Source organism: Klebsiella sp. K-3 (assembly GCF_051207495.1).
GTDB classification, from domain to species: domain Bacteria; phylum Pseudomonadota; class Gammaproteobacteria; order Enterobacterales; family Enterobacteriaceae; genus Klebsiella; species Klebsiella aerogenes.
Genome location: NZ_JBPNXF010000015.1, coordinates 58,091 through 83,121 on the forward strand (window position 1 = coordinate 58,091; position 25,031 = coordinate 83,121).

A 25,031-nucleotide genomic window follows, 5' to 3' on the forward strand; every position below is an offset into this window, starting at 1 on the left:
ACCTATTACGAATCAACAGGAAAGACAAGACTATGCACAACATCATCAATTCATGGTTCGTTCAGGGCATGATCAAAGCCACCTCCGACGCCTGGCTTAAAGGCTGGGACGAGCGTAACGGCGGTAATTTGACGCTGCGCCTGGATGAAGCGGATATCGCGCCATTCAAAGCCGATTTTCACGCTCAGCCGCGCTATATCGCCTTAAGCCAGCCGATGCCGGAACTGGCTAATCAGCCGTTTATCGTTACCGGTTCCGGTAAATTCTTCCGTAATGTGCAGCTCGATCCCGCCGCCAATCTCGGAGTGGTGAAAATAGACAACGACGGCGCGGGCTACTTCATTCTGTGGGGGTTAACGGAAGAAGCCGTGCCGACGTCGGAACTGCCGGCGCATTTCCTGTCGCACTGCGAGCGCATCAAAGCCACCGGCGGCAAAGATCGCGTGATCATGCACTGCCATGCCACCAACCTGATCGCCCTGACCTACGTGCTGGAGAACAACAGCGATCTGTTCACCCGCAAGCTTTGGGAAGGCAGCACCGAATGCCTGGTGGTGTTCCCGGACGGCGTCGGCATTCTGCCGTGGATGGTGCCGGGCACCGACGAGATTGGCCAGGCGACCGCCGGTGAAATGCAGAAACACTCTCTGGTGCTGTGGCCATTCCACGGCGTCTTCGGCAGCGGACCGACGCTGGATGAGACTTTCGGCCTAATCGATACCGCCGAGAAATCCGCCGAGGTGCTGGTGAAAGTCTATTCGATGGGCGGCATGAAACAGACGATTAGCCGCGAAGAATTGATTGCGTTAGGCCAACGCTTTGGCGTCACGCCGCTGGCCAGCGCGCTGGCGCTCTAAGAAAGCGAGTCGCTTTGTAAGGAGAATAATCATGAGCTTTATGTTGGCACTGCCGAAAATCAGCCTGCATGGCGCGGGCGCGATCGGCGATATGGTGAGCCTGGTGGCGGACAAGCAGTGGGGAAAAGCGCTGATTGTCACCGACGGCCATCTGGTGGAAATGGGCCTGCTCGATAGCCTGTTTCAGGCGCTGGAAGCGCATCAACTGTCTTATCATCTGTTCGATAACGTCTTTCCGAACCCAACCGAAGCGCTGGTTCAGCAAGGTATCGCCGCATTCCGTGCGGCGCAGTGCGACTATATTATCGCCTTCGGCGGCGGCAGCCCGATCGATACCGCTAAGGCGGTGAAAATTCTCAGCGCTAACCCGGCGCCATCGACCGCCTATTCCGGCGTGGGCAAAGTGAAGAATGCCGGCGTGCCGCTGGTGGCAATAAACACCACCGCCGGAACCGCCGCTGAAATGACCAGCAACGCGGTGATTATTGATAGCGAACGTCAGGTGAAAGAGGTCATCATCGACCCAAACATCATCCCGGATATTGCCGTCGACGACGCCAGCGTGATGCTCGATATTCCGCCGTCGGTTACCGCCGCGACCGGTATGGATGCGTTAACCCACGCTATTGAGGCGTTTGTCTCCGTCGGCGCCCATCCGCTGACCGACGCCAACGCGCTGGAAGCGATTCGCTTAATTCACCAGTGGCTGCCGCTGGCCGTTGATGACGGGCACAATCTGCAGGCCCGCGAGCAGATGGCATACGGTCAGTATCTGGCAGGAATGGCGTTCAACAGCGCAGGTCTTGGTCTGGTACACGCGCTGGCGCACCAGCCGGGCGCGACCCACAATCTGCCGCACGGCGTTTGTAATGCCATCCTGCTGCCGATCATCGAAAACTTTAACCGCCCGAACGCGGTAGCGCGTTTTGCCCGCATCGCCCAGGCGATGGGCGTCGATACGGGCGGCATGAGCGACGAAACCGCCAGCATGGCGGCGATTAATGCGATTCGCGCGTTGAGCAAACGAGTCGGTATTCCTGAAGGCTTTAGCCAGCTTGGCGTCAGTAAGGCCGACATCGAAGGCTGGCTGGATAAAGCGCTGGCCGACCCCTGCGCACCCTGTAACCCGCGCAGCGCCAGCCGCGACGAGGTGCGCGAGTTATACCTGGAGGCGTTATGATCCGCAAAGCCTTCGTGATGCAGGTTAATCCCAACGCCCACGAGGAGTATCGGCGCCGTCATAATCCCATCTGGCCTGAACTGGAAGCCACGCTGAAAGCGCATGGCGCGCACCACTATGCAATCTATCTCGACAAACAGCGCCATCTGCTATTCGCCACGGTGGAAATTGAATCGGAGGCTCGCTGGAATGCGGTGGCGGAAACCGAGGTCTGCCAACGCTGGTGGCGCTATATGCGCGAGGTGATGCCGACGAATCCGGATAACAGCCCGCTAAGCGTTGAACTGAGCGAAGTGTTTTATCTTGCGTAAAAAAAAACGGCCTGTTTTATCAGGCCGCTTGAATTACTACTATTAGTTTTGCTCTGCCACCAGCAGCGCCTGGGTATCCGGCTCCAGCGCCTGAAAGAGGTGTTCCCGATCGGCCGGGTAGCAGATGTAATCCCCTTCCCCCAGCTCTTCCGGCGCTTCGGTAAGACCAACGCGCGCGCGCCCCTGAGTGATAATAATATGTTCGACCGACCCGGGCGGGTGCGGGTGCGAGATCCGATCGGCGCCGGGCTGCGTCAACAGCAGATAGATGTCGCGACGCGCGCCGGGGGGACAAGCCGCCAGCAAAATGGCCTGATAGTTGGCCTGCTCAGCAACCACTTTAGTGCCTTCGCCGCGGCGAATCACCTGGGTCTGGTTGGCCTGCGGCTCCAGTAAGCGGGCGAAGGGAATGTCCAGCGCCACGCACAGCGCCCACAATGTTTCCAGGCTAGGGTTGCCATTGCCGGACTCCAGCTGTGACAGGGTCGATTTGGCTATCCCGGCGCGGCGCGCCACCTCCGCCAGTGAGAGCCCGGTGCGCGAACGCTCGCGCGCCAGGCTTTTAGCAATTACGCTGATGGGCTGTGTCATACACCGCTCCTCGTATTTTATATCGAACGAATCGTTCGTCTTGAAAAACCATTCTGTTGCGTTCATTATAATGGAAATTCGTTCGATATGGCTAAAGCGTATGCGTTACAAATTTTCCTGTCTCAGTGGAGACACCATTAAAGCAATCGTTCTGGTATGCCTGGCGGTCGGCGTGGTTGGCATGTCTTACGGTTCATTAGCGATGGCCTACGGTTTTCCGCTGTGGGTGCCGTTTGTCCTTTCCATTACGGTGCTGGCCGGTGCCTCTGAGTTTATGTTTATCGGTATTGTCGCCAGCGGCGGTAACCCGCTCGCCGCGGCGGCGGCAGGTTTACTGGTGAACGCCCGCCACGTTCCTTTTGGCGTCACCGTGCGCGATCTGGTCGGCGCCCGCGCCGCCAGCCTGCTCGGCTGCCACATCATGAATGATGAGAGCGTGGTGTTCGGCCTGTCGCAGAAAACCCAGGAGCAACGTAAAGCCGCCTACTGGCTCTGCGGGCTAGGCGTGGCGCTCATCTGGCCGCTCGGTACCCTGCTGGGTGCCGGCGTCGGTAAATTATTACCCGCACCGGAAACCATCGGCCTGGATGCGGTATTCCCGGCTATTCTGCTGGCGCTGGTGGTACCGGCTTTTAAAAAACGTACCACACTGATTCGCGCCTGCAGCGGCGCGGTTATTTCGCTTGCCGCCGTGCCCTTCGCGCCGGTTGGATTACCGGTTCTGCTCTCATTGTTTGGCTTACTGGCGAGGAAAAAATAATGGCTAATATGACGCTGTTTATCGCCGGGATCGCGATTTTGTCGATCGGCACATACCTGATGCGTTTGGGCGGGGCAAAGCTTGGCAGCCGTTTAGCGTTTTCCGAGCGCTCACAGGCGCTGCTTTCTGATGCCGCGACGGTGTTGCTGTTTTCCGTGGCGCTGGCAACCACCTTTTATGAAGGCGAGCATTTTTCCGGCATGGCGCGGGTACTTGGCGTCGGTTTTGCCGTGTTCCTTGCCTGGCGCAAGATGCCGCTTATCGTGGTGATTATCGCCGCGGCGGTGGTGACGGCGTTGCTACGCCTGGCGGGTATAAACTAAAAAAGCGCCCTGAGGCGCTCTTTCGACGGTAGTTACTTGCTAACTTATTTGTTCAGTTCAGCGGTCATATGCACGCGATTACCGTTAAACGCTTCGGTAATGGTGTAAGAAGACGCGCCGGCAGCCTGCGCCTGAGCGGCGATTTTCGCTTCCGCGGCGTCCATAGTGGAAGCGGTGGCGGTCACGGATTGTGCAGCGAAAGAACCGAAAGAAGCGGCCAGAGCGATAACAGCGACAAAAGTTTTGATGCTTTTCATGATATAAACCCTTTAATTTAGTTGTTTGGATAAGGCGCCGTGCCTTGATGTGATAAATAATAGTCTTCACATCCCGTAACTAAAAGCGGAAGGATTTGCTGTCATCTTTCAAAAAAACTGACCAACATTTAACCGGCAATGAGGCGCTGCGGATGAGTATAAATCGTCGCTCTGCCTGGCCTGCAGAACCCCACCAGCGTCAGATTACAACGCTCGGCGACTTCAACCGCCAGGGTCGTCGCCGCGGAGACGGCAAACAGGATTTCCACCCCGCACATCGCGGCCTTCTGTACCATCTCATAACTGGCGCGGCTGGAGACTAAGGCCGCGCCCTGCTGCCAGCCCTCTCCTTCTTCACTACGACGCCCCAGCAGTTTATCCAGCGCAACGTGACGGCCTACATCTTCATGCCCACCTGCCAGTTCGCCGTCAGGGCGCACCCACGCGGCGGCGTGCGTACAGCCGGTCAGGCGGCCGATTGGCTGAACCTCATTTAACTGTTTGAGCGCGCGATCGAGATGAGAGAGCGCAAAGGTCTGGCTAAAGGGCAGCGGCTCGACGGGCTTACCGATATCATTTAGCTGCTCGACGCCACATACCCCACAACCGGTACGCCCGGCGAGCGCCCGGCGGCGCTCTTTCAGCCCCATAAACCGGCGGCTGGAGAGTTCTATTTGCACTTCAACCCCGTTACAGGCCTGTACCACGTCCATCCCATAGATCTCTTGTCGGCTTTGTATAATCCCTTCAGATAGGGAAAAACCGACGGCGAAATGTTCCAGGTCACGTGGCGTCGCCATCATGACGACGTGCGAGATGCCGTTATAGACCAGAGCGACGGGTACCTCTTCTGCTACCTCGTCTGGCTGAGGATGTTGTAAATCCTCACGTTTCCAGAGGGTAATCTGGCGATAACCTGTGACATCTGTCACATTTTTGATTTGTTCAGGAAGGTTCTTATTCACTTTCATTTAACCGTATTGGAACAGGCATACACACAATGTGGTATTCTGTTTTTATATCCCTCCAGGACCGAGGGAAATTAACTCAATTCTGAACCTTTGCGGCCTTCACCGCAAAGTAAATAACTACATGTGACAATGTCGAAACAAGGAGCGAACCATGCAGGTCAGCAGAAGGCAGTTCTTTAAGATCTGCGCTGGCGGTATGGCAGGCACGACGGCAGCAGCGCTGGGCTTTGCCCCGGCTACTGCGCTCGCGGAAACCCGGCAGTACAAACTGCTGCGTACTCGCGAAACCCGCAACACCTGTACGTACTGTTCCGTTGGCTGCGGGCTATTGATGTATAGCCTCGGCGACGGTGCGAAAAACGCCAAAGCATCCATTTTCCATATCGAAGGCGATCCGGATCATCCGGTAAACCGTGGTGCGCTCTGCCCGAAAGGGGCCGGTCTGGTGGACTTTATCCATTCTGAAAGCCGCCTGAAATTCCCGGAATATCGCGCGCCAGGTTCTGATAAATGGCAGCAAATCAGCTGGGACGAAGCGTTCGATCGCATCGCGAAGCTGATGAAAGAAGACCGTGACGCCAACTTTATCGCCCAAAACAGCGCCGGCACCACCGTTAACCGTTGGCTGACCACCGGTATGCTGTGCGCCTCCGCTTCCAGTAACGAAACCGGCTATTTAACGCAAAAATTCACCCGCGCCCTCGGGATGCTGGCGGTGGATAACCAGGCGCGTGTCTGACACGGACCAACGGTAGCAAGTCTTGCTCCAACATTTGGTCGCGGTGCGATGACCAACCACTGGGTTGATATTAAAAACGCCAACCTGATCGTGGTGATGGGCGGTAACGCCGCAGAAGCGCATCCGGTGGGATTCCGCTGGGCGATGGAAGCCAAAATTCATAACGGCGCCAAGCTCATCGTTATCGATCCGCGCTTTACGCGTACGGCGTCGGTGGCTGATTTCTATACCCCGATTCGTTCCGGTACCGACATAACCTTCCTGTCGGGCGTCATCCTGTACCTGCTGAATAACGAAAAATTCAACCGTGAATACACCGAAGCCTATACCAACGCCAGCCTGATCGTGCGTGAGGACTACAGCTTTGATGATGGTCTGTTCAGCGGCTACGATGCGGAAAAACGCCAGTATGACAAAACCAGCTGGAACTACGAGCTGGATGAAAACGGCTTCGCCAAACGCGATACCACGCTACAGCATCCACGCTGCGTCTGGAATCTGCTAAAACAGCACGTTTCCCGCTATACGCCGGATGTGGTTGAAAACATCTGTGGTACGCCGAAGGCCGATTTCCTTAAAGTTTGCGAATATATTGCAGAAACCAGCGCGCACGATAAAACCGCGTCGTTCCTGTATGCCCTCGGCTGGACCCAGCACTCCATCGGCGCGCAGAACATTCGCACCATGGCGATGATCCAGCTGCTGCTTGGCAACATGGGGATGGCAGGCGGCGGCGTCAATGCCCTGCGCGGTCACTCCAACATCCAGGGTCTGACCGACCTCGGCCTGCTCTCAACCAGCCTGCCGGGATACATGTCGCTGCCTAATGAAAAACAGGCCGACCTGCAGACCTACCTGAGCGCCAACACGCCGAAACCGCTGTTGAAAGACCAGGTGAACTACTGGGGCAACTATCCGAAGTTCTTCGTCTCCATGATGAAAGCCTTCTTCGGCGATAAAGCTACGGCCGAGAATAGCTGGGGCTTTGACTGGTTGCCGAAGTGGGATAAGAGCTACGACGTTCTGCAGTATTTCGAGATGATGAATCAGGGCAAAGTGAATGGCTATATTTGCCAGGGCTTTAACCCGGTCGCATCGTTCCCGAACAAAAATAAGGTAGTGGCTTCCCTGTCGAAGTTGAAGTTCCTTGTAACCATCGACCCGCTCAACACCGAAACGTCCACCTTCTGGCAAAACCACGGTGAGCCCAACGATGTTGACCCGTCAAAAATCCAGACCGAAGTATTCCGTCTGCCGTCCACCTGCTTCGCCGAAGAAAACGGTTCTATCGTGAACTCCGGCCGCTGGCTGCAGTGGCACTGGAAAGGCGCGGATGCCCCGGGGATCGCCGTGACCGATGGCGAAATCCTCGCCGGTATCTTCTCACGTCTGCGTAAGATGTATGCCGAAGAAGGCGGCCCGACGCCGGAGCCGGTGCTCAACATGACGTGGAACTACTCCACGCCGCACGAGCCGGCATCTGAAGAAGTGGCGATGGAAAGTAACGGTAAAGCGCTGGCGGATATTACCGATCCGGCAACCGGCGCGGTAATCGTTAAGAAAGGGCAGCAACTGAGCTCCTTCGCACAGCTACGCGATGACGGCACGACTTCCAGCGGCTGCTGGATCTTCGCCGGAAGCTGGACGCCGGAAGGCAACCAGATGGCGCGCCGCGATAACGCCGACCCGTCAGGCCTCGGCAATACGCTGGGCTGGGCCTGGGCATGGCCGCTGAACCGCCGCATTCTGTATAACCGCGCCTCCGCAGACCCGCAGGGTAAACCGTGGGATCCGAAGCGTCAGTTGCTGAAATGGGACGGCGCGAAATGGGGCGGTGTGGATATTCCGGATTACAGCGCCGCCGCCCCTGGTAGCGACGTCGGTCCGTTTATCATGCAGCCTGAAGGGATGGGGCGTCTGTTCGCTATCGATAAGATGGCTGAAGGGCCGTTCCCGGAACACTACGAGCCGTTTGAAACGCCGCTGGGGACTAACCCGCTGCATCCAAACGTGGTCTCTAACCCGGCCGCTCGCGTCTTTAAAGGCGATCTCGAGCAGATGGGCAAGGCCGAGAAGTTCCCGTACGTCGGCACCACTTACCGCCTGACCGAACACTTCCACTACTGGACCAAACACGCGCTGCTTAACGCCATCGCGCAGCCGGAACAGTTTGTGGAGATCGGCGAAAAACTGGCGAATAAGCTCGGCATCGGCCATGGCGATACCGTGAAAGTCTCCTCTAACCGCGGCTATATCAAAGCCAAGGCGGTAGTGACCAAGCGTATTCGTACGCTGCAGGTTCACGGTAAAGAGGTGGATACCATCGGTATTCCTATTCACTGGGGCTACGAAGGCGTGGCGAAAAAAGGCTTTATCGCCAATACGCTGACGCCGTTTGTCGGCGACGCCAACACGCAGACGCCGGAGTTTAAAGCCTTCCTCGTGAACGTGGAAAAGGTGTAACGGAGACGACTTATGGCTTATCAATCGCAAGATATTATTCGTCGTTCCGCGACTAACGGTTTCACTCCCGCGCCTCAGGCGCGGGACCACCAGCAGGAAGTGGCGAAGCTTATCGACGTTACCACCTGTATCGGCTGTAAAGCCTGCCAGGTGGCCTGTTCCGAATGGAACGATCTCCGTGACGAAGTGGGTAACAACGTTGGGGTGTATGACAACCCGGCGGACCTGACCGCCAAGTCATGGACGGTCATGCGCTTCTCGGAAGTGGAACAAAACGACAAGCTGGAATGGCTTATTCGTAAAGATGGCTGCATGCACTGCGCTGACCCGGGCTGCCTGAAGGCCTGTCCGTCAGAAGGCGCAATCATTCAGTACGCTAACGGCATCGTCGACTTCCAGTCTGAGCAGTGTATCGGCTGCGGCTACTGCATCGCAGGTTGCCCGTTCGATGTACCGCGCCTGAACCCGGAAGACAACCGCGTCTACAAATGTACGCTGTGCGTAGACCGCGTGACCGTCGGCCAGGAACCGGCCTGCGTGAAAACCTGTCCGACCGGCGCTATCCACTTTGGTTCGAAAGAGGATATGAAAACGCTGGCCGGCGAGCGCGTCGCAGAGCTGAAAACCCGCGGTTACGACCAGGCGGGCCTGTACGATCCGGCTGGCGTCGGCGGCACCCACGTGATGTACGTGCTGCACCATGCCGATAAACCGAATCTGTACCACGGTCTGCCAGAGAATCCGGAAATCAGCCAAACGGTGAAATTCTGGAAAGGTATCTGGAAACCGCTGGCGGCGGTCGGCTTTGCTGCGACCTTCGCAGCCAGCATCTTCCACTACGTCGGCGTCGGTCCAAACCGCGCAGATGAGGAAGAAGACAACCTGCATGAAGAGAAAGACGAGGTGCGCAAATGAGAAAACGTGACACCATCGTGCGCTACACGGCGCCGGAACGCATCAACCACTGGATAACCGCCTTCTGCTTTATTCTGGCGGCGGTAAGCGGGTTAGGCTTTTTCTTCCCGTCGTTTAACTGGCTGATGCATATTCTCGGTACGCCGCAGCTGGCGCGTATTCTCCACCCGTTCGTCGGGGTGGTGATGTTCGCGTCGTTTATCATCATGTTTTTCCGTTACTGGCACCATAACCTAATCAATCGGGATGATATCTTTTGGGCGAAGAATATTCGTAAGATCGTCGTCAACGAGGAGGTAGGCGATACCGGGCGTTATAACTTCGGCCAGAAATGCGTATTCTGGGCGGCAATTATTTTCCTGGTGCTGCTGCTGGTGAGCGGTGTGATCATCTGGCGTCCGTACTTTGCGCCTGCATTCTCAATCCCGGTGATCCGATTCGCGCTGATGCTGCATTCTTTTGCCGCAGTCGCGTTAATTGTGGTTATCATGGTGCATATCTACGCCGCCCTCTGGGTGAAAGGCACCATTACCGCGATGGTGGAAGGCTGGGTTACCAAAACGTGGGCGAAGAAACATCACCCGCGCTGGTACCGTGAAGTCCGCCAGAAACAGGAAAAATAGACTGCATGAGTATTCGCATAATCCCGCAAGACGAGCTGGGTTCGAGCGAGAAACGCACGGCGGAAGCAATTCCGCCGCTACTGTTCCCCAGACTGAAGAATCTGTATAACCGCCGCGCGGAGCGCCTGCGCGAGCTGGCCGCCAATAACCCGCTGGGCGATTACCTGCGCTTTGCCGCGCTGATCGCTCATGCGCAGGAAGTGGTGCTGTACGACCATCCGTTGCAGATGGATCTGACTGCCCGCATTAAAGAGGCCAACGATCAGGGCAAGCCGCCGCTGGATATTCACGTATTGCCGCGTGATAAACACTGGCACAAACTGCTGCATTCGCTGATCGCCGAGCTGAAACCGGAGATGAGCGGCCCGGCGCTGTCGGTTATCGAGAATCTGGAAAAAGCTTCCGGGCCGGAACTGGAAGAGATGGCCAGCGCGCTGTTTGCTTCCGATTTCGCCTCGGTCAGCAGCGACAAAGCGCCGTTTATCTGGGCCGCGCTGTCGCTGTACTGGGCGCAAATGGCCAGCCTGATCCCGGGGAAAGCGCGCGCCGAATACGGCGAGCATCGCCAGTTCTGCCCGGTTTGCGGCTCGATGCCGGTCTCCAGCATCGTGCAAATCGGCACCACTCAGGGGCTGCGCTATCTGCACTGCAACTTGTGTGAAACCGAATGGCATGTGGTGCGCGTAAAATGCAGCAACTGCGAACAGAGCCGCGACCTGCACTACTGGTCGCTGGATAACGAGCAGGCGGCGGTGAAAGCCGAAAGCTGCGGCGACTGCGGGAGCTACCTGAAGATTATGTATCAGGAGAAAGACCCGAAAGTCGAAGCCGTTGCCGACGATTTAGCCTCGCTGGTACTCGATGCTCGCATGGAACAGGAAGGCTTCGCCAGAAGCTCAATTAACCCGTTCATGTTCCCCGGCGAAGGGGAGTAAGTTCTGCGCACCTATAACGGGCGACTCAGGTCGCTCGTTATCATTCATACGGCGTGACCACGCCGGAAATGCTCTCCTTAGCCCGTTCCTGCTTCTCCAGCTATTGTTCAACAGAAGAAGCAGATCTTTGCTGAGAAATACGCTTTTGCGAGCCGCTTTCCAGAAAGCGATCGCGGCTTTATTCGGTATATCTTTTTCGCAAAAACCAGGCTATAACACTGGATATTAATCCAGTAAAAGGGACTTGCCATGACGTTGGAAAAAGGTATTGCTTCGCTGGTTGAGGAGTTTATTGCTGCGGGGCGGCCATCAGCACGAGAATAGAGTATTGATGACCGGAGAAACGGCTATCTCGCCAGCACTGTTCTCGCGGGGGAAACGGAAACACGTGTACAGGTTGAAGACATCACGCTCGATGGCATGACCTTGCGCGTCGTCTCGCCGCCAAAAAACGACGGCTTGCTACCCACCATTGTGTATTACCACGGCGGCTGTTTTGTGAGCGGCGGCTTTGCCACCCATGACAACCAATTGCGCCAGCTTGCCTGGTTCAGTGGATGCCGGGTGATCGCCGTGCAATACCGCCTCGCCCCGGAATCCCCTTTTCCGGCGGCGCACGATGATGCGGAACGAGGCGCCAACATTGTCCATCGGTATGCGCAGCGGCTTGGCGTTGACGCCGCTCGCATCACGCTGGCCGGCGACAGCGCCGGCGGCCACCTCGCCCTGGTCACGGCTCTGCGCCTGAAAGCAGCGGGAGTATGGCAACCTGCGCAGCTTATCCTGATTTACCCTATGCTCGACGCTACCGCCAGCATGGCAAGCTATGCCTGCAACGGCGAGGATTACATCATTACCCGGGATACGCTGCTTAGCGGCTACGAGATGTATTTAGCGGCCACACCCGCCACCCACCCGGAAGCCAGTCCGCTGTGGCGCGAAGATTTTAACGGGCTGCCGCCGGTTCATATCCTGACGGCCGAATTTGACCCTTTGCGCGATGAGGGAGAAGCGCTGTACCGGCGGCTAATAGCACAGGGGGTAGAAAGCACCTGCCAGCGCTATCTGGGCGTCATTCACGGTTTCTTTCAGTTAGGCGGGATAAGCCTCGCGGCGAGGCAGGCGATGCGCGATATCGCCTGGCGTACGCAAACGCCAGGCCAATAATAATGCCGGAGGCGGGTTACTCTTCCTCGTTCCCGCCCTCTTCATACGAACCGAACGGCTTCGCGGGTAGTACGATATAGGTTCCCTCAAAAACAGCGCCCAGCTTATCGTTACCGAACAGTTCGACCTGAAGCTGTACGCGAGCCTTGCGCCCTCGCGCCAGGCGATCGAGATCGCCGCTTAGCGAGCCCAAATCGGCCACCGCATTCGGGCGTCCGCTAATAGGCTTGCTGTAACGGATATGCGCATCGGCAAGGATAATCGTGCCGCCAAGGTGCCGCTCGCGCAGCATTAACCAAATAAGCCCCCAGCCGGTTAAGGTGGCGAGCGAAAACAGGCTGCCGGCAAACAACGTATGATGTGGATTCTGATTCCCCGCTTCGGGCATGGTGGTGATAAATTTTTGCCCGGTGTACTGCTGAATGCGCACGCCCATCTTTTCGCTCAGCGGAATGTGCTGATACCAGGCCTGCTGCAGCTGGCCGCACCAGTCACCGCGGTGCAGGATATCATCCAGTGAAGCAATGGGTTTAATCATCAAAAAGTGGCGAATCGGCGTGGTTGTCGGCGTGGTGATTTCTCCCTGGTTCACAAAGCCCAGCTTAGAGAAAAACTCCATCGCGTCTTCACGGGCGCTACAGGTCACCCGCTTCACCCCTTCCTGACGGGCGACTGACTCAAGGGTCATCGCCATAAGGGTGCCTAAACCTTTATCCTGAACGGAAGGATGAACGGCCATAAAACGGATCGAGGCTTCATTCTCCGCATTGATATACAGCCGACCGACGGCAACCAGATTGCCCTCTTCATCGACGACCATCTGGTGATGCGCCATGGCATCCCAGGCGTCGCGTTCCGACCCTTTAGGCTGATGCAGCGGCTTACGCAGCATCTCCCAGCGGAACTGATAATAGCTTTCTAACTCTTCTTCTGTTTGCGGTACACGAAGGTGATACATAGCTGTACTCTCTTTTGTTACCCGCAGCCTGCCCGGAAGCTGACTCATACCTGCAACCAAAAGGTCACGGGACCATCGTTTACCAGCGAGACCTGCATATCCGCAGCGAATCTCCCGGTCTGAGTATTCATCTCTTGCTGACGGCAGCGCTCAACAAAGTATTCATACAGCGCTTCCGCTCTGTCCGGCGCCGCGCCTTTGGAAAAACTCGGGCGCATGCCGCGCTCGGTATCGGCCGCCAGCGTAAATTGCGAAACCACCAGCACGCTGCCGCCCGCCTGCTGGACATTAAGATTCATTTTGCCTTCGGCGTCGCTGAAAATGCGATAGCCGAGCACCCGTTCACACAGACGATTGGCCTTCTGTTCGTCATCGTCTTTCTCGACGCCCAGCAGCACCAGCAATCCCGGACCGATTTCACCCGTCACTTCACCCTCCACGGTAACGCTTGCACGGGATACGCGTTGAATTAATGCAATCATGGTTGTTCTGTTTCTTCTTTTTTGAGTTTGCGGTATTCACCGAGAGTGACAGTTATTTCAGCGCCAAGCAAGACGATACACCAGGTCCAGTAAACCCAGACAAATAAAATGGGCACTACCGCTATCACGCCATAAATCAACTGGTATGACGGAAACATGGTGATATATAGAGCAAAAGCCTTTTTACCGGCTTCAAAAAGCAGTGCCGCCACCAGCGAACCGATTACCGCATCGCGATTGCGCACCTGGGTGGTGGGCACGATGCTATAAAGCATCCAGAACGCCGCCCACGATAAAATTAGCGGGAATATACGTAGTACATCATCAATGACGCTATTGAGATCGCTGGCCCAACGTAGTGAGAGAAGATAGGAACTGATTGCCAGACTGGCGCCAGCCAACAGCGGCCCGAGAGTCAGGATCATCCAGTAGACCGCAAATGAATAGATCTTTGGTCGCGTCCGACTGCTGCGCCAGATGGTATTCAGCGCGCTATCAATCGAGTACATCAGCAGTAATGAGGTGACGATTAACCCGAAGGCACCGACGGCCGTCATCCTGCTGGAGTTCGCCACAAACTGCTCGATATAACCCTGAATGACATCGCCGGTCGCCGGAATGAAGTTGGCAAAGATAAAATGGCGAATCTGCACGCTGACGTCGGAGAACATCGGAAAGGCGGCAAACAGGGCAAAAACCACGGCGATCAGCGGTACCAGCGCAAGTAAAGACACGTAGGCAAGATTCCCCGCCAACGTCGTCATGTTGTCTTCTTCAATTCGCCGCCACAGCAGCTTAAGCCAGGCCACCAGCGGCCTGGTATGGTATTTGGTTTTTTGATGAACGCTTTTTAGCATAGCTGCTTCGCAAAGTAGTTGGGGATAGTCTCCTTATCCGTGACCAGAATACTGGTGATCCCCAACTGGTTAGCCCCAGCTATATTATCGGCGTTATCGTCAAAAAAGACCGCGTCTTGCGGCGAAAATCCTTCCGCCTGCAGCACGCTTTGGTAGATACGCGTTTCGGGTTTGCGCATCCCCATCTCTTGCGAAAGATACACATGATCTGCGGCAGCACGCACTTGTGGATATTCGCTTGGCCAGAAAGTGGTATGTAATCGGTTGGTGTTCGAGAGTACGACCACGCGGTGCCCCTGGTCGCGAAGTTTTTGCATGATGTCGGTGACTTCTGGACGCAAGGCGACAAAAACGGCCTGCCAACCGTGGGCGAACTGTTCATAGCTCAGCGGCATGTTCATTTCGTGGCACATCGCGGCGGCAAACTCTTCATCGCTGATCTCCCCGCATTCATGCTGGTGGAAGGCATCGCCCATGACAAAGTCTTGCTTTAGCGTCGCCAGCGGGATGCGGGTCAAATCACTCCACGTTCCGAGCACCCGGTTGAAGTCAATGTCGACAATCACATTACCTAAATCAAAGATATAGAGCATTTTTGTCTCCTTCCGCGCCGTTGAAGATTAACTGTAGCGGGAAAGAAGAGGTTTGACTATCGACGGCGTGAAAAGCGCCCAAAAAGAAACCCCGCCGTTGTGGCGGGGTTTAGCTTGCAACAAGAAGGGTAATTACTCTTCTTTCGCACCGCGCATAGCGCGTTTACGGTCGTTCTCGGTCAGGTGACGTTTACGGATACGGATAGACGTCGGAGTAACTTCTACCAGTTCGTCGTCATCGATGAACTCCAGAGCCTGCTCCAGGGTCATCTTAACCGGCGGAACCAGAACCGTTGCTTCGTCAGTACCGGACGCACGCATGTTGGTCAGTTTCTTACCGGTCAGGCAGTTTACGGTCAGGTCGTTAGAACGGCTGTGAATACCGATAATCTGACCTTCGTAAACTTCAGCACCGTGGCCGAGGAACAGCTTACCGCGATCCTGCAGGCCGAACAGTGCGAACGCAACCGCTTTACCCTGACCGTTAGAGATCAGTACGCCGTTGTTACGCTGGCCCACTTCGCCCGGACGAACGTCGTCGTAGTGGCTGAAGGTGGAGTACAGCAGACCGGTACCAGAAGTCATGGTCATGAACTCTGAACGGAAGCCGATCAGACCACGGCTTGGGATCACGTAGTCGAGACGTACGCGGCCTTTACCGTCTGGATTCATGTTTTTCAGGTCGCCTTTACGCTCGCCCAGCGCCTGCATGACAGACCCCTGGTGCTGCTCTTCGACGTCCAGCGTTACGTTTTCGAATGGCTCTTGTTTACGGCCATCGATTTCGCGGAAGATAACTTTCGGACGGGAAACCGCCATCTCGAAACCTTCACGACGCATGTTTTCAATCAGAACGGACAGGTGCAGTTCGCCACGGCCAGAAACGCGGAACGCATCGGCGTCTTCGGTTTCTTCGACGCGCAGCGCAACGTTGTGCACCAGCTCTTTGTTCAGACGGTCCAGGATCTGGCGAGAGGTAACAAACTTACCTTCTTTACCGCAGAACGGAGAGGTGTTGACGTTGAAGAACATAGATACGGTCGGCTCATCAACAGACAGTGCCGGCAGCGCTTCGACGTTCTGCGGGTCGCAGATGGTGTCGGAGATGTTCAGTTCGCCCAGACCGGTGATCGCGATGATGTCGCCAGCTTCGGCTACGTCGCTCTCGATACGCTCGAGACCCAGGTGAGTCAGTACTTTACCGACTTTACCGTTGCGGGTTTTCCCTTCGCTATCGATGATAGTGATCTGCTGGTTCGGCTTCACTTTACCGCGCTTGATGCGACCAATGCCGATTACGCCAACGTAGTTGTTGTAGTCGAGCTGGGAGATTTGCATCTGCAGCGGACCGTCAAGGTCAACGTCCGGCGCCGGTACACGGTCAACAATCGCCTGGTACAGCGGGGTCATGTCTTCAGCCATGTCTTCGTGGTCCAGACCCGCGATACCGTTCAGCGCGGAAGCGTAAACGATCGGGAAGTCCAGCTGTTCGTCGGTCGCGTCGAGGTTAACGAACAGGTCGAATACCTGGTCGACAACCCAATCCGGACGCGCGCCCGGGCGGTCAACTTTGTTGATGACCACGATCGGCTTCAGACCGTGAGCAAACGCTTTTTTGGTAACAAAGCGCGTCTGCGGCATCGGGCCGTCAAAGGCATCAACCACCAGCAGCACAGAGTCAACCATGGACATAACACGCTCAACTTCACCTCCGAAGTCGGCGTGCCCTGGGGTATCAACGATGTTGATACGGTAATCATTCCATTTGATTGCAGTGTTTTTAGCGAGGATGGTAATCCCACGCTCTTTCTCCAAATCGTTGGAGTCCATCACACGTTCTTGTGCTTCAGTACGTGCGTCGAACGTACCGGATTGCTGTAGCAGCTTATCAACCAGGGTAGTTTTACCATGGTCGACGTGCGCGATGATGGCGATATTACGCAGATTTTCGATCACAACTTTGCCTCAGGCATTAGAAATAGCGCGTTATTGTACACGTATTAAGCGAAGGACTGAACAGGATCACAAAGATCCTCCGCAAACAAGTATTGCAGAGTTTGTTTGTGACCGCTTTCACGGAGCGATAAAAGGGCACCGTAATAAAAATTGCACCAAAATGGTGCTCAACGTTCACATTGAAGCACTATTTTGGTGCATTATCTCCATCATGGTGCAGTCCTTTTGCACTATGGTGCGCATGATACAGCGTTTTACCGTACTTTTAAAAGTTGGCACAGATTTCGCTTTATATTTTTTAAGGCAACAACGCCACTTTTAAGCAGTAAGAAGTTCGTTACCACGACGACAATGACCAATCCGGGAGAGTTTAAGTATGTCCGCTGAACACGTTTTGACGATGCTGAACGAGCACGAAGTGAAGTTTGTCGATCTGCGCTTCACCGATACCAAAGGTAAAGAACAGCACGTCACGATTCCTTCCCATCAGGTAAATGCCGAATTCTTTGAAGAAGGCAAAATGTTTGATGGCTCCTCGATTGGCGGTTGGAAAGGTATTAACGAATCCGACATGGTCCTGATGCCGGATGCCACCACGGCGCTGATCGACCCGTTCTATGAAGAACCGACGCTGATCATCCGCTGCGATATCCTGGAACCAGGCACCCTGCAGGGTTACGACCGCGACCCGCGCTCTATCGCCAAGCGCGCTGAAGAGTACCTGCGCGCCACCGGCATCGCCGACACCGTGCTGTTCGGGCCGGAACCAGAATTCTTCCTGTTCGACGACATCCGCTTTGGCGCATCCATCTCTGGTTCCCACGTGGCCATTGACGATATCGAAGGCGCATGGAACTCTTCTACCAAATACGAAGGCGGCAACAAAGGCCACCGTCCGGGCGTGAAAGGCGGTTACTTCCCGGTTCCGCCGGTAGACTCCTCTCAGGACATCCGTTCTACCATGTGTATGATCATGGAAGAGATGGGCCTGGTTGTTGAAGCTCACCACCACGAAGTGGCAACTGCAGGTCAGAACGAAATCGCCACCCGCTTCAACACCATGACCAAAAAAGCGGACGAAATTCAGATCTACAAATACGTTGTACACAACGTCGCTCACCGTTTCGGTAAAACCGCAACCTTCATGCCAAAACCAATGTTTGGCGATAACGGTTCCGGCATGCACTGCCACATGTCCCTGTCCAAGAACGGCGTAAACCTGTTCTCCGGCGACAAATACGCGGGCCTGTCTGAGCAAGCGCTGCACTACATCGGCGGCGTTATCAAGCACGCTAAAGCGATCAACGCCCTGGCGAACCCGACCACTAACTCCTACAAGCGTCTGGTCCCGGGTTACGAAGCGCCGGTCATGCTGGCTTACTCCGCCCGTAACCGCTCTGCTTCCATCCGTATTCCGGTGGTTGCCTCGCCGAAAGCGCGTCGTATCGAAGTGCGCTTCCCGGACCCGGCTGCTAACCCATACCTGTGCTTCGCCGCGCTGCTGATGGCCGGCCTGGACGGTATTAAAAACAAAATTCACCCTGGCGATGCGATGGACAAAAACCTGTACGATCTGCCGCCGGAAGAAGCGAAAGAAATCCCGCAGGTTGCAGGTTCTCTGGAAGAAGCCCTGCAGGCTCTGGACGCAGACCGCGAGTTCCTGACCGCAGGCGGCGTCTTCACTGACGAAGCTATCGATGCTTACATCGCCCTGCGCATTGAAGAAAACGACCGCGTACGTATGACTCCGCACCCGGTTGAGTTCGAACTGTACTACAGCGTCTGATTTTGCTGTAAATCCATGGTGTTCCCGTGTTGTGGCACGGGACACCAGGGATGTTTTGTTGCCGTGGAAACTTTCAGCCCATCTCAGGATGGGCTTTTTTCACCAGCAACACGCTGATCTCTCGCGCTTTTTACCAATAAAAAGCTATACTGCACTAAAATAGTGCAACCATTTCAGGAGACTGTCAGATGGCAACAGGCACACAGCCCGATGCTGGGCAGATCCTCAACTCGCTGATCCACAGCATTTTATTAGTCGATGACGACCTCGCGGTGCATTATGCCAACCCGGCTGCCCAGCAGTTACTGGCGCAAAGTTCGCGTAAATTATTCGGTACACCGCTGCCAGAATTGCTGAGCTACTTTTCGTTAAACATTGGCCTGATGCAGGAGAGCCTGCAGGCGGGTCAGGGCTTCACGGATAATGAAGTGACGCTGGTGATTGACGGCCGCTCGCACATTCTCTCCCTCACCGCTCAGCGCCTGCCTGAAGGCTATATCCTGCTTGAGATGTCGCCGATGGATAATCAGCGACGTTTGAGCCAGGAACAGCTGCAGCATGCTCAGCAGGTGGCGGCGCGCGATTTAGTGCGCGGTCTGGCGCATGAGATTAAAAACCCGCTCGGTGGCCTGCGCGGTGCGGCACAGCTATTGAGTAAAGCGCTACCGGATCCCGCGCTGATGGAATATACCCAGGTGATTATTGAACAGGCAGACAGGTTACGTAACCTGGTCGATCGCCTGCTGGGGCCGCAGCATCCCGGTATGCACATCACGGAAAGCATTCATAAAGTCGCGGAGCGCGTGGTGGCGCTGGTCTCCATGGAGTTGCCGGATAACGTCAAACTGATCCGTGATTACGACCCGAGCCTGCCTGAGCTGGCCCACGACCCGGAACAAATCGAGCAAGTGTTGCTGAATATCGTGCGCAACGCGCTGCAGGCCCTGGGGCCCGAAGGCGGCGAAATCATCCTGCGCACCCGTACCGCCTTTCAGCTCACGCTCCACGGCGTACGTTACCGTCTGGCGGCGCGTATCGACGTGGAAGATAACGGGCCCGGTATCCCGCCCCATCTGCAGGATACGCTGTTTTACCCCATGGTTAGCGGCCGCGAAGGCGGCACCGGTCTTGGGCTTTCCATCGCCCGCAGTCTTATCGATCAGCACTCCGGCAAAATTGAATTTACCAGTTGGCCTGGCCATACCGAGTTCTCGGTATACCTGCCTATTCGGAAATAGAGGTGTTTATGCAACGAGGGATAGCCTGGGTAGTCGATGACGATAGCTCCATCCGTTGGGTGCTTGAACGCGCACTCACCGGAGCGGGTTTAAGCTGCACCACGTTTGAGAGCGGCAATGAGGTGCTTGATGCCCTCACTACCAAAACGCCGGACGTTTTACTTTCCGACATTCGCATGCCTGGGATGGACGGCCTGGCGCTGTTAAAGCAGATTAAACAACGCCATCCGATGCTTCCGGTCATCATTATGACCGCGCACTCGGATCTCGATGCCGCCGTCAGCGCCTATCAGCAGGGGGCCTTTGATTACCTGCCGAAACCTTTTGATATTGATGAGGCTGTAGCGCTGGTTGACCGTGCGATTAGCCATTATCAGGAGCAGCAGCAGCCGCGTAATACGCCGGTCAGCAGCCCGACGGCCGATATTATTGGCGAAGCGCCGGCGATGCAGGATGTGTTTCGCATCATTGGCCGCCTGTCACGCTCCTCAATCAGCGTACTGATCAACGGCGAATCAGGTACCGGTAAAGAGCTGGTCGCCCACGCGCTGCATCGCCACAGTCCACGCGCCAAATCGCCGTTTATCGCCCTTAACATGGCGGCCATTCCGAAAGATTTAATTGAATCGGAACTGTTCGGCCATGAAAAAGGGGCTTTTACCGGTGCCAATACCGTCCGTCAGGGGCGTTTTGAGCAGGCCGATGGCGGTACTTTGTTCCTTGATGAAATTGGCGATATGCCGCTGGATGTTCAGACGCGACTGCTGCGCGTGCTGGCTGACGGCCAATTTTATCGCGTTGGCGGCTATGCGCCGGTGAAAGTCGATGTGCGGATTATTGCCGCGACCCATCAGAACCTTGAGCTACGCGTGCAGGAAGGAAAATTCCGTGAAGATTTGTTCCATCGCCTGAACGTGATTCGCGTGCATTTGCCGCCGCTGCGCGAACGCCGAGAAGATATTCCGCGCCTGGCGCGCCACTTCCTGCAGATTGCCGCCCGTGAACTGGGCGTCGAAGCCAAGCAGCTGCATCCGGAAACGGAAGCGGCGCTGACGCGACTGGCCTGGCCCGGTAACGTGCGCCAGCTGGAGAATACCTGTCGCTGGCTAACGGTGATGGCAGCAGGCCAGGAGGTACTGACCCAGGATCTGCCGTCCGAGCTGTTCGAAACGTCGATTCCCGATAGCCCAACGCAACTCCAACCGGATAGCTGGGCGACGCTGCTGGGGCAATGGGCCGACCGCGCCCTGCGTTCCGGTCATCAAAACCTGCTATCAGAAGCGCAGCCGGAGATGGAGCGTGCACTGCTCACCACCGCGCTGCGCCATACGCAAGGGCATAAGCAGGAAGCCGCTCGTCTGCTAGGATGGGGGCGAAATACGTTAACGCGGAAGCTAAAAGAGCTGGGAATGGAATAACACCGGACTCAGCGGTGAAATGAACGCCCGGTGAGCTGGCTCACCGGGATTCGCTTAAATAACGCGAGAGAACTGCTGCAGGCGCGCTTTCTGCCGCAGATAGGCATCGAAGCACATACAGATATTACGAATCAACAGACGGCCTTTTGCCGTAACCTGTATTCCTTTTTCATCCACATCCACCAGCCCGTCTTTCGCCAGCGGCGCCAGCAATTTCATATCTTCGGCAAAGTAATCGTTGAAGATAAGATCCCACTGCGTTTCAACCGCCGAGAACTCAAGACGGAAGTTGCAAATCAGGGCCTTAATGATATCCCGGCGGATACAATCATCGCGGGTTAACGCAATACCCCGCCACAGCGCGGTGCCGCTTTCATCGACCTGCTGATAATACTGTTTCAGCTCTTTCTGGTTCTGCGCATAGCAGTCGCCAATCATACTGATCGCCGACACGCCCATTCCGAGCAGGTCGGTATCGCCCTGGGTGGTGTACCCCTGGAAGTTGCGGTGCAGCACGCCTTCACGCTGGGCAATTGCGAGTTCATCGTCCGGCCGGGCAAAGTGATCCATACCGATAAACTGATAGCCAGCGTCGGTAAGCGAAGCGATGGTTTCCTGCAGGATATCCAGTTTCTGCTCTGCGCTCGGTAAATCCGCGTCTTTAATTTTGCGCTGCGCAGCGAATAGCGTGGGCAGATGCGCGTAGTTAAATACGCTCAGACGGTCCGGATTGAGTTCAGCGACTTTCTGCAGCGTGAAGGCAAAGCTTTCCGGCGTTTGCTTCGGCAGACCGTAAATCAAATCGATGTTGGTCGATGTGAAGCCAATCTCACGCGCATGACGCAGCAGCGCAAAGATGAATTCTTCATCTTGTTCACGGTTCACCAGGCGCTGTACTTCTTTATTGAAATCCTGCACCCCCATGCTCAAACGGTTGAACCCTGCGGATCGTAAATGATCCAGTACATCCAGTTCGATTTCACGCGGATCGACTTCGATGGAGATTTCCGCATCGGCGTTAAAGCTGAAGTGGCCACGCAGCAGATTCATCAAGCGGCTAATTTGCGCTTTGTTGAGATAGGTCGGCGTACCGCCGCCCCAGTGCAGTTGGCTAACCTGACGGCCGGCAAAAAGCGGCGCGCGGTGAATAATTTCCTGCTCAAGGACATCAAGATACTGGTCAGCCTTATGCTGCTGACGGGTGACAATCTTATTACAGCCGCAAAAATAGCAGAGCTTATGGCAGAACGGGATATGGACGTACAGCGACAGCGGGCGCTGCGGGTAACGGGCGACGGCGGCGGCAAAATCAGCAGCGCCGAACGCCGGAGAAAACTCCAGCGCGGTGGGATACGAGGTATATCGCGGCCCGGAATAATTATATTTCTGGATAAGGGCCAGATCCCAGTCGATTAACTGCTCAGACATGCTCACTCCTTCCGATGATGCCGTCGACGGGTACGCCGTGCCGGCCCAACCGCACCTCGGGTCATGAGCCGGTTGCGCAGCCATTTTTGACGCCGCGACAACCGTCTTAGTTTAACGAATAACCACAGCAGATAACATATAACCAGAAGGGTTATAAGCAGGACCGGGAATCCGATGGGATGCAAACGTTAGTTTCCACCCTTCAGCAGACGCATCATATCTTCCTGACGCTCTTCTTCTTCCTCGTCCTCGTCGTCATCATAGGAGAGGCCAAGCTGCTGCATCAGCGCGTCAATACGATCCAGTTTAGCATCGACCCAGGCCTGCTCTTCAGCATTCAGGGTACCGCCCTCTTCCAGACGTTCCAGCAGCGCGTCCAGGCGCTCATCATTCTCCAGCAAATCCAGCTCAGCCTGCGGTGAAAGCATAGGTTTCTCGCTCTTTGGTTTGTGCTGCTTAACGGCCGGGGTGCTTTCAGTCACGCCCAGCGGGATCGGTTTTTTGCTGCCAATGCGTGGGTCCAGCTGCTGGCTGCGGCCTTTGCCTGCTGAAGCAGCATCGCCGCCGCTGGCGCGGCTGCCTGCGGCATGGCCGCGGTGTTTTTTCTGACGTTTACGGTCGCGTGCTTCCTGGTTCAACTCTTCACGCGACTTACCACGTGCTTTACCGCGCGATGCGGATGCCGGTTTTTTCATGATGTGTGATCTTCAGACAGTTTTCTTCAGTATAGAATTGAGGCGGAATCTAGCAGAAAGCAAGCAAAGAAAAAAGGCGACAGATTAATCTGTCGCCTTTTTCCGCACTCACAACCCTTAACGGGTTTCCACTTTCCATGTCAGCTATCGACTTACCCTGTCTTTCCCTTAGCTTCCAACGGTCCTTGTTCTATCCCTTTCCCTTTTAAAACGTCTCCAGACGTTTGTCATCCTGACAATCCCGGTCTTCGCCTCCTGGCGCTCCTGACCCCTCGTCCTGAGTCGTAATCCTCCGGCATCCTCGCCTTTGCCCACTACTTTACCGTTTTGCCGGAAATCGACAACCACCTGTAGGATGAAAAGCCTGCTTAAGGGAATAGAGTTTCCTGTAACAGTATGATTTAACGATAATCTATGAATTTGACGTCAGGTTTTTCTCACAAATTTCGTATAGTCCTTATGGACAATGTCTCACAAAGCTCATGGTTTTTACTTACAACGCCGACGTGCGGTAAAAACAGCCTTTTTCTGCCTTTCAGGTATAATCCCCGCCATAGCCTGATTTTACGGAGACGACAGTCTTGACCAACTGGAATTATCAACAGACGCATTTTGTCACGAGCGCGCCTGATATCCGCCATCTTCCATCCGATACCGGAATCGAAGTGGCATTCGCTGGCCGCTCAAATGCGGGCAAATCCAGCGCCCTTAATACGCTGACTAACCAGAAAAGCCTGGCGCGTACGTCAAAAACGCCGGGTCGTACCCAGCTTATCAACCTGTTTGAGGTTGCGGAAGGTAAACGCCTGGTCGACTTGCCGGGGTATGGCTACGCGCAGGTGCCGGAAGAGATGAAAATCAAATGGCAGAAGGCGCTGGGTGAGTATCTTGAAAAACGTCTGTGCCTGAAAGGCCTGGTGGTATTGATGGATATCCGTCATCCGCTGAAAGATCTCGATCAGCAGATGATCGAATGGGCGGTAGAAAGCGATATACAGGTGCTGGTCCTGCTAACCAAAGCCGATAAGCTCGCCAGCGGCGCGCGTAAAGCGCAGGTCAATATGGTGCGTGAAGCGGTACTGGCCTTCAATGGCGATATCCAGGTTGAGCCTTTCTCTTCGCTGAAAAAATCTGGCGTGGATAAATTGCGTCAGAAGCTGGATAGCTGGTTTAACGACATCCCGCCGCAAGAAGCCGCCGAAGACGCAGAGTAACCCCCGCTTTTTCCGGATAATGGCGCCCAGCGCCCTATCCGGACGTTCATTTTACGCGGTTGTCAGCGCGTAAAACTTTTCTTTCGCGCAATAAAAAACGCCCCGGTCATAAATGACCGGGGCGGCTAAAATATTCAGCCAAATCCGATTACGTGAAGTAAAAGGTCTGAAAGATAGAACATCTTACCTCTGTACCCTACGCGAATAACTTTACTCTTCTTTCGGTTATGGATAAAGCACTTTTTGTAGTTTTTTTTCACTATTTACATAACAAATTCAAATGACCATCACAAAAATCTATAAGTTATGTTGCT

Annotated in this window: 23 protein-coding genes and 1 pseudogene; 14 read left to right on the top strand and 10 right to left on the bottom strand. The window is 55.3% G+C overall.

Features of this window, described 5'->3' with window-relative positions; translation table 11 throughout:
* The first annotated feature begins 32 nt into the window (after window positions 1-32).
* The 3 genes from rhaD to rhaM are packed head-to-tail and all read left to right on the top strand — an operon-like array spanning window position 33 to window position 2,348.
* Window positions 33-857 (top strand): rhamnulose-1-phosphate aldolase, encoded by an 825-nt coding sequence (rhaD, locus tag ACSEMK_RS21560; protein WP_113374891.1) that lies wholly within the window; start codon window positions 33-35, stop codon window positions 855-857.
* Window positions 858-888: 31 nt separating this feature from the next.
* The gene (fucO, locus tag ACSEMK_RS21565; protein ID WP_087858744.1) at window positions 889-2,037 is read left to right on the top strand and encodes a lactaldehyde reductase; all 1,149 of its coding nucleotides are present in this window, start codon (window positions 889-891) and stop codon (window positions 2,035-2,037) included.
* Entirely contained in the window at window positions 2,034-2,348 is a 315-nt protein-coding gene (rhaM, locus tag ACSEMK_RS21570) for an L-rhamnose mutarotase (protein ID WP_430915444.1), read from the top strand. Before fucO ends, rhaM begins: the two co-directional genes overlap by 4 nt.
* A 42-nt stretch (window positions 2,349-2,390) precedes the next feature.
* Here the strand turns inward: rhaM and ACSEMK_RS21575 are convergent, their stop codons facing one another.
* Window positions 2,391-2,939 (bottom strand): helix-turn-helix domain-containing protein, encoded by a 549-nt coding sequence (locus ACSEMK_RS21575; protein ID WP_087858746.1) that lies wholly within the window; start codon window positions 2,937-2,939, stop codon window positions 2,391-2,393.
* Between the two features lie 100 nt (window positions 2,940-3,039).
* Between ACSEMK_RS21575 and ACSEMK_RS21580 the strand changes: the two genes are divergently transcribed.
* Together ACSEMK_RS21580 and ACSEMK_RS21585 are read left to right on the top strand one after the other, a co-directional pair.
* Window positions 3,040-3,699 (top strand): AzlC family ABC transporter permease, encoded by a 660-nt coding sequence (locus tag ACSEMK_RS21580; protein ID WP_087858747.1) that lies wholly within the window; start codon window positions 3,040-3,042, stop codon window positions 3,697-3,699.
* Window positions 3,699-4,022: an AzlD domain-containing protein gene (locus ACSEMK_RS21585; RefSeq protein ID WP_045378791.1), complete on the top strand. Its 324-nt coding sequence runs from the start codon at window positions 3,699-3,701 to the stop codon at window positions 4,020-4,022. Before ACSEMK_RS21580 ends, ACSEMK_RS21585 begins: the two co-directional genes overlap by 1 nt.
* A gap of 44 nt (window positions 4,023-4,066) precedes the next feature.
* Here ACSEMK_RS21585 and ACSEMK_RS21590 read toward each other — a convergent pair whose 3' ends face one another.
* A complete protein-coding gene (locus ACSEMK_RS21590; protein ID WP_015368957.1) occupies window positions 4,067-4,279 on the bottom strand; it encodes a YdgH/BhsA/McbA-like domain containing protein in 213 nt (70 codons plus the stop codon).
* A gap of 128 nt (window positions 4,280-4,407) precedes the next feature.
* Window positions 4,408-5,244, bottom strand: coding sequence for a formate dehydrogenase accessory sulfurtransferase FdhD (gene fdhD, locus ACSEMK_RS21595; RefSeq protein ID WP_045395330.1), 837 nt, complete (start codon window positions 5,242-5,244; stop codon window positions 4,408-4,410).
* Between the two features lie 157 nt (window positions 5,245-5,401).
* Between fdhD and fdnG the strand changes: the two genes are divergently transcribed.
* From fdnG to ACSEMK_RS21620, 5 genes and pseudogenes are all read left to right on the top strand, one after another.
* Window positions 5,402-8,452 carry a formate dehydrogenase-N subunit alpha gene (gene fdnG / locus ACSEMK_RS21600; protein ID WP_430915445.1) on the top strand — a complete coding sequence of 1,017 codons (3,051 nt, stop codon included), beginning with the start codon at window positions 5,402-5,404 and terminating at the stop codon, window positions 8,450-8,452.
* A gap of 12 nt (window positions 8,453-8,464) precedes the next feature.
* The gene (fdxH, locus tag ACSEMK_RS21605; RefSeq protein WP_430915446.1) at window positions 8,465-9,367 is read left to right on the top strand and encodes a formate dehydrogenase subunit beta; all 903 of its coding nucleotides are present in this window, start codon (window positions 8,465-8,467) and stop codon (window positions 9,365-9,367) included.
* The gene (gene fdoI, locus ACSEMK_RS21610; RefSeq protein WP_015368962.1) at window positions 9,364-9,990 is read left to right on the top strand and encodes a formate dehydrogenase cytochrome b556 subunit; all 627 of its coding nucleotides are present in this window, start codon (window positions 9,364-9,366) and stop codon (window positions 9,988-9,990) included. Before fdxH ends, fdoI begins: the two co-directional genes overlap by 4 nt.
* Before the next feature lie 5 nt (window positions 9,991-9,995).
* Window positions 9,996-10,925: a formate dehydrogenase accessory protein FdhE gene (fdhE, locus tag ACSEMK_RS21615; RefSeq protein ID WP_015368963.1), complete on the top strand. Its 930-nt coding sequence runs from the start codon at window positions 9,996-9,998 to the stop codon at window positions 10,923-10,925.
* A 249-nt stretch (window positions 10,926-11,174) separates the two neighbouring features.
* Window positions 11,175-12,092 (top strand): annotated as a pseudogene (locus ACSEMK_RS21620) (alpha/beta hydrolase).
* Window positions 12,093-12,108: 16 nt separating this feature from the next.
* On the opposite strand, the gene fabY reads toward ACSEMK_RS21620, so the two are convergent.
* The 5 genes from fabY to typA form a co-directional block, all read right to left on the bottom strand.
* Complete coding sequence (gene fabY, locus ACSEMK_RS21625) at window positions 12,109-13,050, bottom strand: fatty acid biosynthesis protein FabY (protein WP_015368966.1); 942 nt, start codon at window positions 13,048-13,050, stop codon at window positions 12,109-12,111.
* Between the two features lie 44 nt (window positions 13,051-13,094).
* Window positions 13,095-13,532, bottom strand: coding sequence for a D-aminoacyl-tRNA deacylase (gene dtd / locus ACSEMK_RS21630; protein WP_015368967.1), 438 nt, complete (start codon window positions 13,530-13,532; stop codon window positions 13,095-13,097).
* Window positions 13,529-14,389, bottom strand: coding sequence for a virulence factor BrkB family protein (locus ACSEMK_RS21635; RefSeq protein WP_015368968.1), 861 nt, complete (start codon window positions 14,387-14,389; stop codon window positions 13,529-13,531). Before ACSEMK_RS21635 ends, dtd begins: the two co-directional genes overlap by 4 nt.
* Window positions 14,383-14,982 carry a glucose-1-phosphatase gene (gene yihX, locus ACSEMK_RS21640; protein WP_047036982.1) on the bottom strand — a complete coding sequence of 200 codons (600 nt, stop codon included), beginning with the start codon at window positions 14,980-14,982 and terminating at the stop codon, window positions 14,383-14,385. The genes ACSEMK_RS21635 and yihX overlap by 7 nt, the downstream gene beginning before the upstream one ends.
* A gap of 132 nt (window positions 14,983-15,114) precedes the next feature.
* Window positions 15,115-16,938, bottom strand: a complete 1,824-nt coding sequence (typA, locus tag ACSEMK_RS21645; RefSeq protein WP_015368970.1) for a ribosome-dependent GTPase TypA — start codon at window positions 16,936-16,938, stop codon at window positions 15,115-15,117.
* 376 nt (window positions 16,939-17,314) lie between these two features.
* On the opposite strand from typA, the gene glnA reads away from it, so the two are divergent.
* From glnA to glnG, 3 genes are all read left to right on the top strand, one after another.
* Window positions 17,315-18,724: a glutamate--ammonia ligase gene (gene glnA / locus ACSEMK_RS21650; RefSeq protein WP_015368971.1), complete on the top strand. Its 1,410-nt coding sequence runs from the start codon at window positions 17,315-17,317 to the stop codon at window positions 18,722-18,724.
* A gap of 188 nt (window positions 18,725-18,912) precedes the next feature.
* Window positions 18,913-19,962, top strand: coding sequence for a nitrogen regulation protein NR(II) (gene glnL, locus ACSEMK_RS21655; RefSeq protein ID WP_015368972.1), 1,050 nt, complete (start codon window positions 18,913-18,915; stop codon window positions 19,960-19,962).
* Window positions 19,963-19,970: 8 nt separating this feature from the next.
* On the top strand, window positions 19,971-21,380 hold the full coding sequence (gene glnG / locus ACSEMK_RS21660; protein ID WP_087858753.1) for a nitrogen regulation protein NR(I): 1,410 nt from the start codon (window positions 19,971-19,973) through the stop codon (window positions 21,378-21,380).
* A gap of 54 nt (window positions 21,381-21,434) precedes the next feature.
* Here glnG and hemN read toward each other — a convergent pair whose 3' ends face one another.
* A complete protein-coding gene (hemN, locus tag ACSEMK_RS21665) occupies window positions 21,435-22,808 on the bottom strand; it encodes an oxygen-independent coproporphyrinogen III oxidase (RefSeq protein ID WP_087858754.1) in 1,374 nt (457 codons plus the stop codon).
* Between the two features lie 188 nt (window positions 22,809-22,996).
* Window positions 22,997-23,503, bottom strand: coding sequence for a Der GTPase-activating protein YihI (gene yihI / locus ACSEMK_RS21670; protein WP_113374883.1), 507 nt, complete (start codon window positions 23,501-23,503; stop codon window positions 22,997-22,999).
* 581 nt (window positions 23,504-24,084) lie between these two features.
* Between yihI and yihA the strand changes: the two genes are divergently transcribed.
* The gene (gene yihA / locus ACSEMK_RS21675) at window positions 24,085-24,717 is read left to right on the top strand and encodes a ribosome biogenesis GTP-binding protein YihA/YsxC (RefSeq protein ID WP_015368976.1); all 633 of its coding nucleotides are present in this window, start codon (window positions 24,085-24,087) and stop codon (window positions 24,715-24,717) included.
* Window positions 24,718-25,031: the final 314 nt, after the last annotated feature.

What these genes read in the sequence shown, in the direction of transcription:
- rhaD (WP_113374891.1), top strand. Translation starts at nt 33, where the DNA reads ATGCACAACATCATCAATTCATGGTTCGTTCAGGGCATGATCAAAGCC.
- fucO (WP_087858744.1), top strand. Translation starts at nt 889, where the DNA reads ATGAGCTTTATGTTGGCACTGCCGAAAATCAGCCTGCATGGCGCGGGC.
- rhaM (WP_430915444.1), top strand. Translation starts at nt 2,034, where the DNA reads ATGATCCGCAAAGCCTTCGTGATGCAGGTTAATCCCAACGCCCACGAG.
- ACSEMK_RS21575 (WP_087858746.1), bottom strand. Translation starts at nt 2,939, where the DNA reads ATGACACAGCCCATCAGCGTAATTGCTAAAAGCCTGGCGCGCGAGCGT.
- ACSEMK_RS21580 (WP_087858747.1), top strand. Translation starts at nt 3,040, where the DNA reads ATGCGTTACAAATTTTCCTGTCTCAGTGGAGACACCATTAAAGCAATC.
- ACSEMK_RS21585 (WP_045378791.1), top strand. Translation starts at nt 3,699, where the DNA reads ATGGCTAATATGACGCTGTTTATCGCCGGGATCGCGATTTTGTCGATC.
- ACSEMK_RS21590 (WP_015368957.1), bottom strand. Translation starts at nt 4,279, where the DNA reads ATGAAAAGCATCAAAACTTTTGTCGCTGTTATCGCTCTGGCCGCTTCT.
- fdxH (WP_430915446.1), top strand. Translation starts at nt 8,465, where the DNA reads ATGGCTTATCAATCGCAAGATATTATTCGTCGTTCCGCGACTAACGGT.
- fdoI (WP_015368962.1), top strand. Translation starts at nt 9,364, where the DNA reads ATGAGAAAACGTGACACCATCGTGCGCTACACGGCGCCGGAACGCATC.
- fdhE (WP_015368963.1), top strand. Translation starts at nt 9,996, where the DNA reads ATGAGTATTCGCATAATCCCGCAAGACGAGCTGGGTTCGAGCGAGAAA.
- fabY (WP_015368966.1), bottom strand. Translation starts at nt 13,050, where the DNA reads ATGTATCACCTTCGTGTACCGCAAACAGAAGAAGAGTTAGAAAGCTAT.
- dtd (WP_015368967.1), bottom strand. Translation starts at nt 13,532, where the DNA reads ATGATTGCATTAATTCAACGCGTATCCCGTGCAAGCGTTACCGTGGAG.
- ACSEMK_RS21635 (WP_015368968.1), bottom strand. Translation starts at nt 14,389, where the DNA reads ATGCTAAAAAGCGTTCATCAAAAAACCAAATACCATACCAGGCCGCTG.
- yihX (WP_047036982.1), bottom strand. Translation starts at nt 14,982, where the DNA reads ATGCTCTATATCTTTGATTTAGGTAATGTGATTGTCGACATTGACTTC.
- glnA (WP_015368971.1), top strand. Translation starts at nt 17,315, where the DNA reads ATGTCCGCTGAACACGTTTTGACGATGCTGAACGAGCACGAAGTGAAG.
- glnL (WP_015368972.1), top strand. Translation starts at nt 18,913, where the DNA reads ATGGCAACAGGCACACAGCCCGATGCTGGGCAGATCCTCAACTCGCTG.
- glnG (WP_087858753.1), top strand. Translation starts at nt 19,971, where the DNA reads ATGCAACGAGGGATAGCCTGGGTAGTCGATGACGATAGCTCCATCCGT.
- hemN (WP_087858754.1), bottom strand. Translation starts at nt 22,808, where the DNA reads ATGTCTGAGCAGTTAATCGACTGGGATCTGGCCCTTATCCAGAAATAT.
- yihI (WP_113374883.1), bottom strand. Translation starts at nt 23,503, where the DNA reads ATGAAAAAACCGGCATCCGCATCGCGCGGTAAAGCACGTGGTAAGTCG.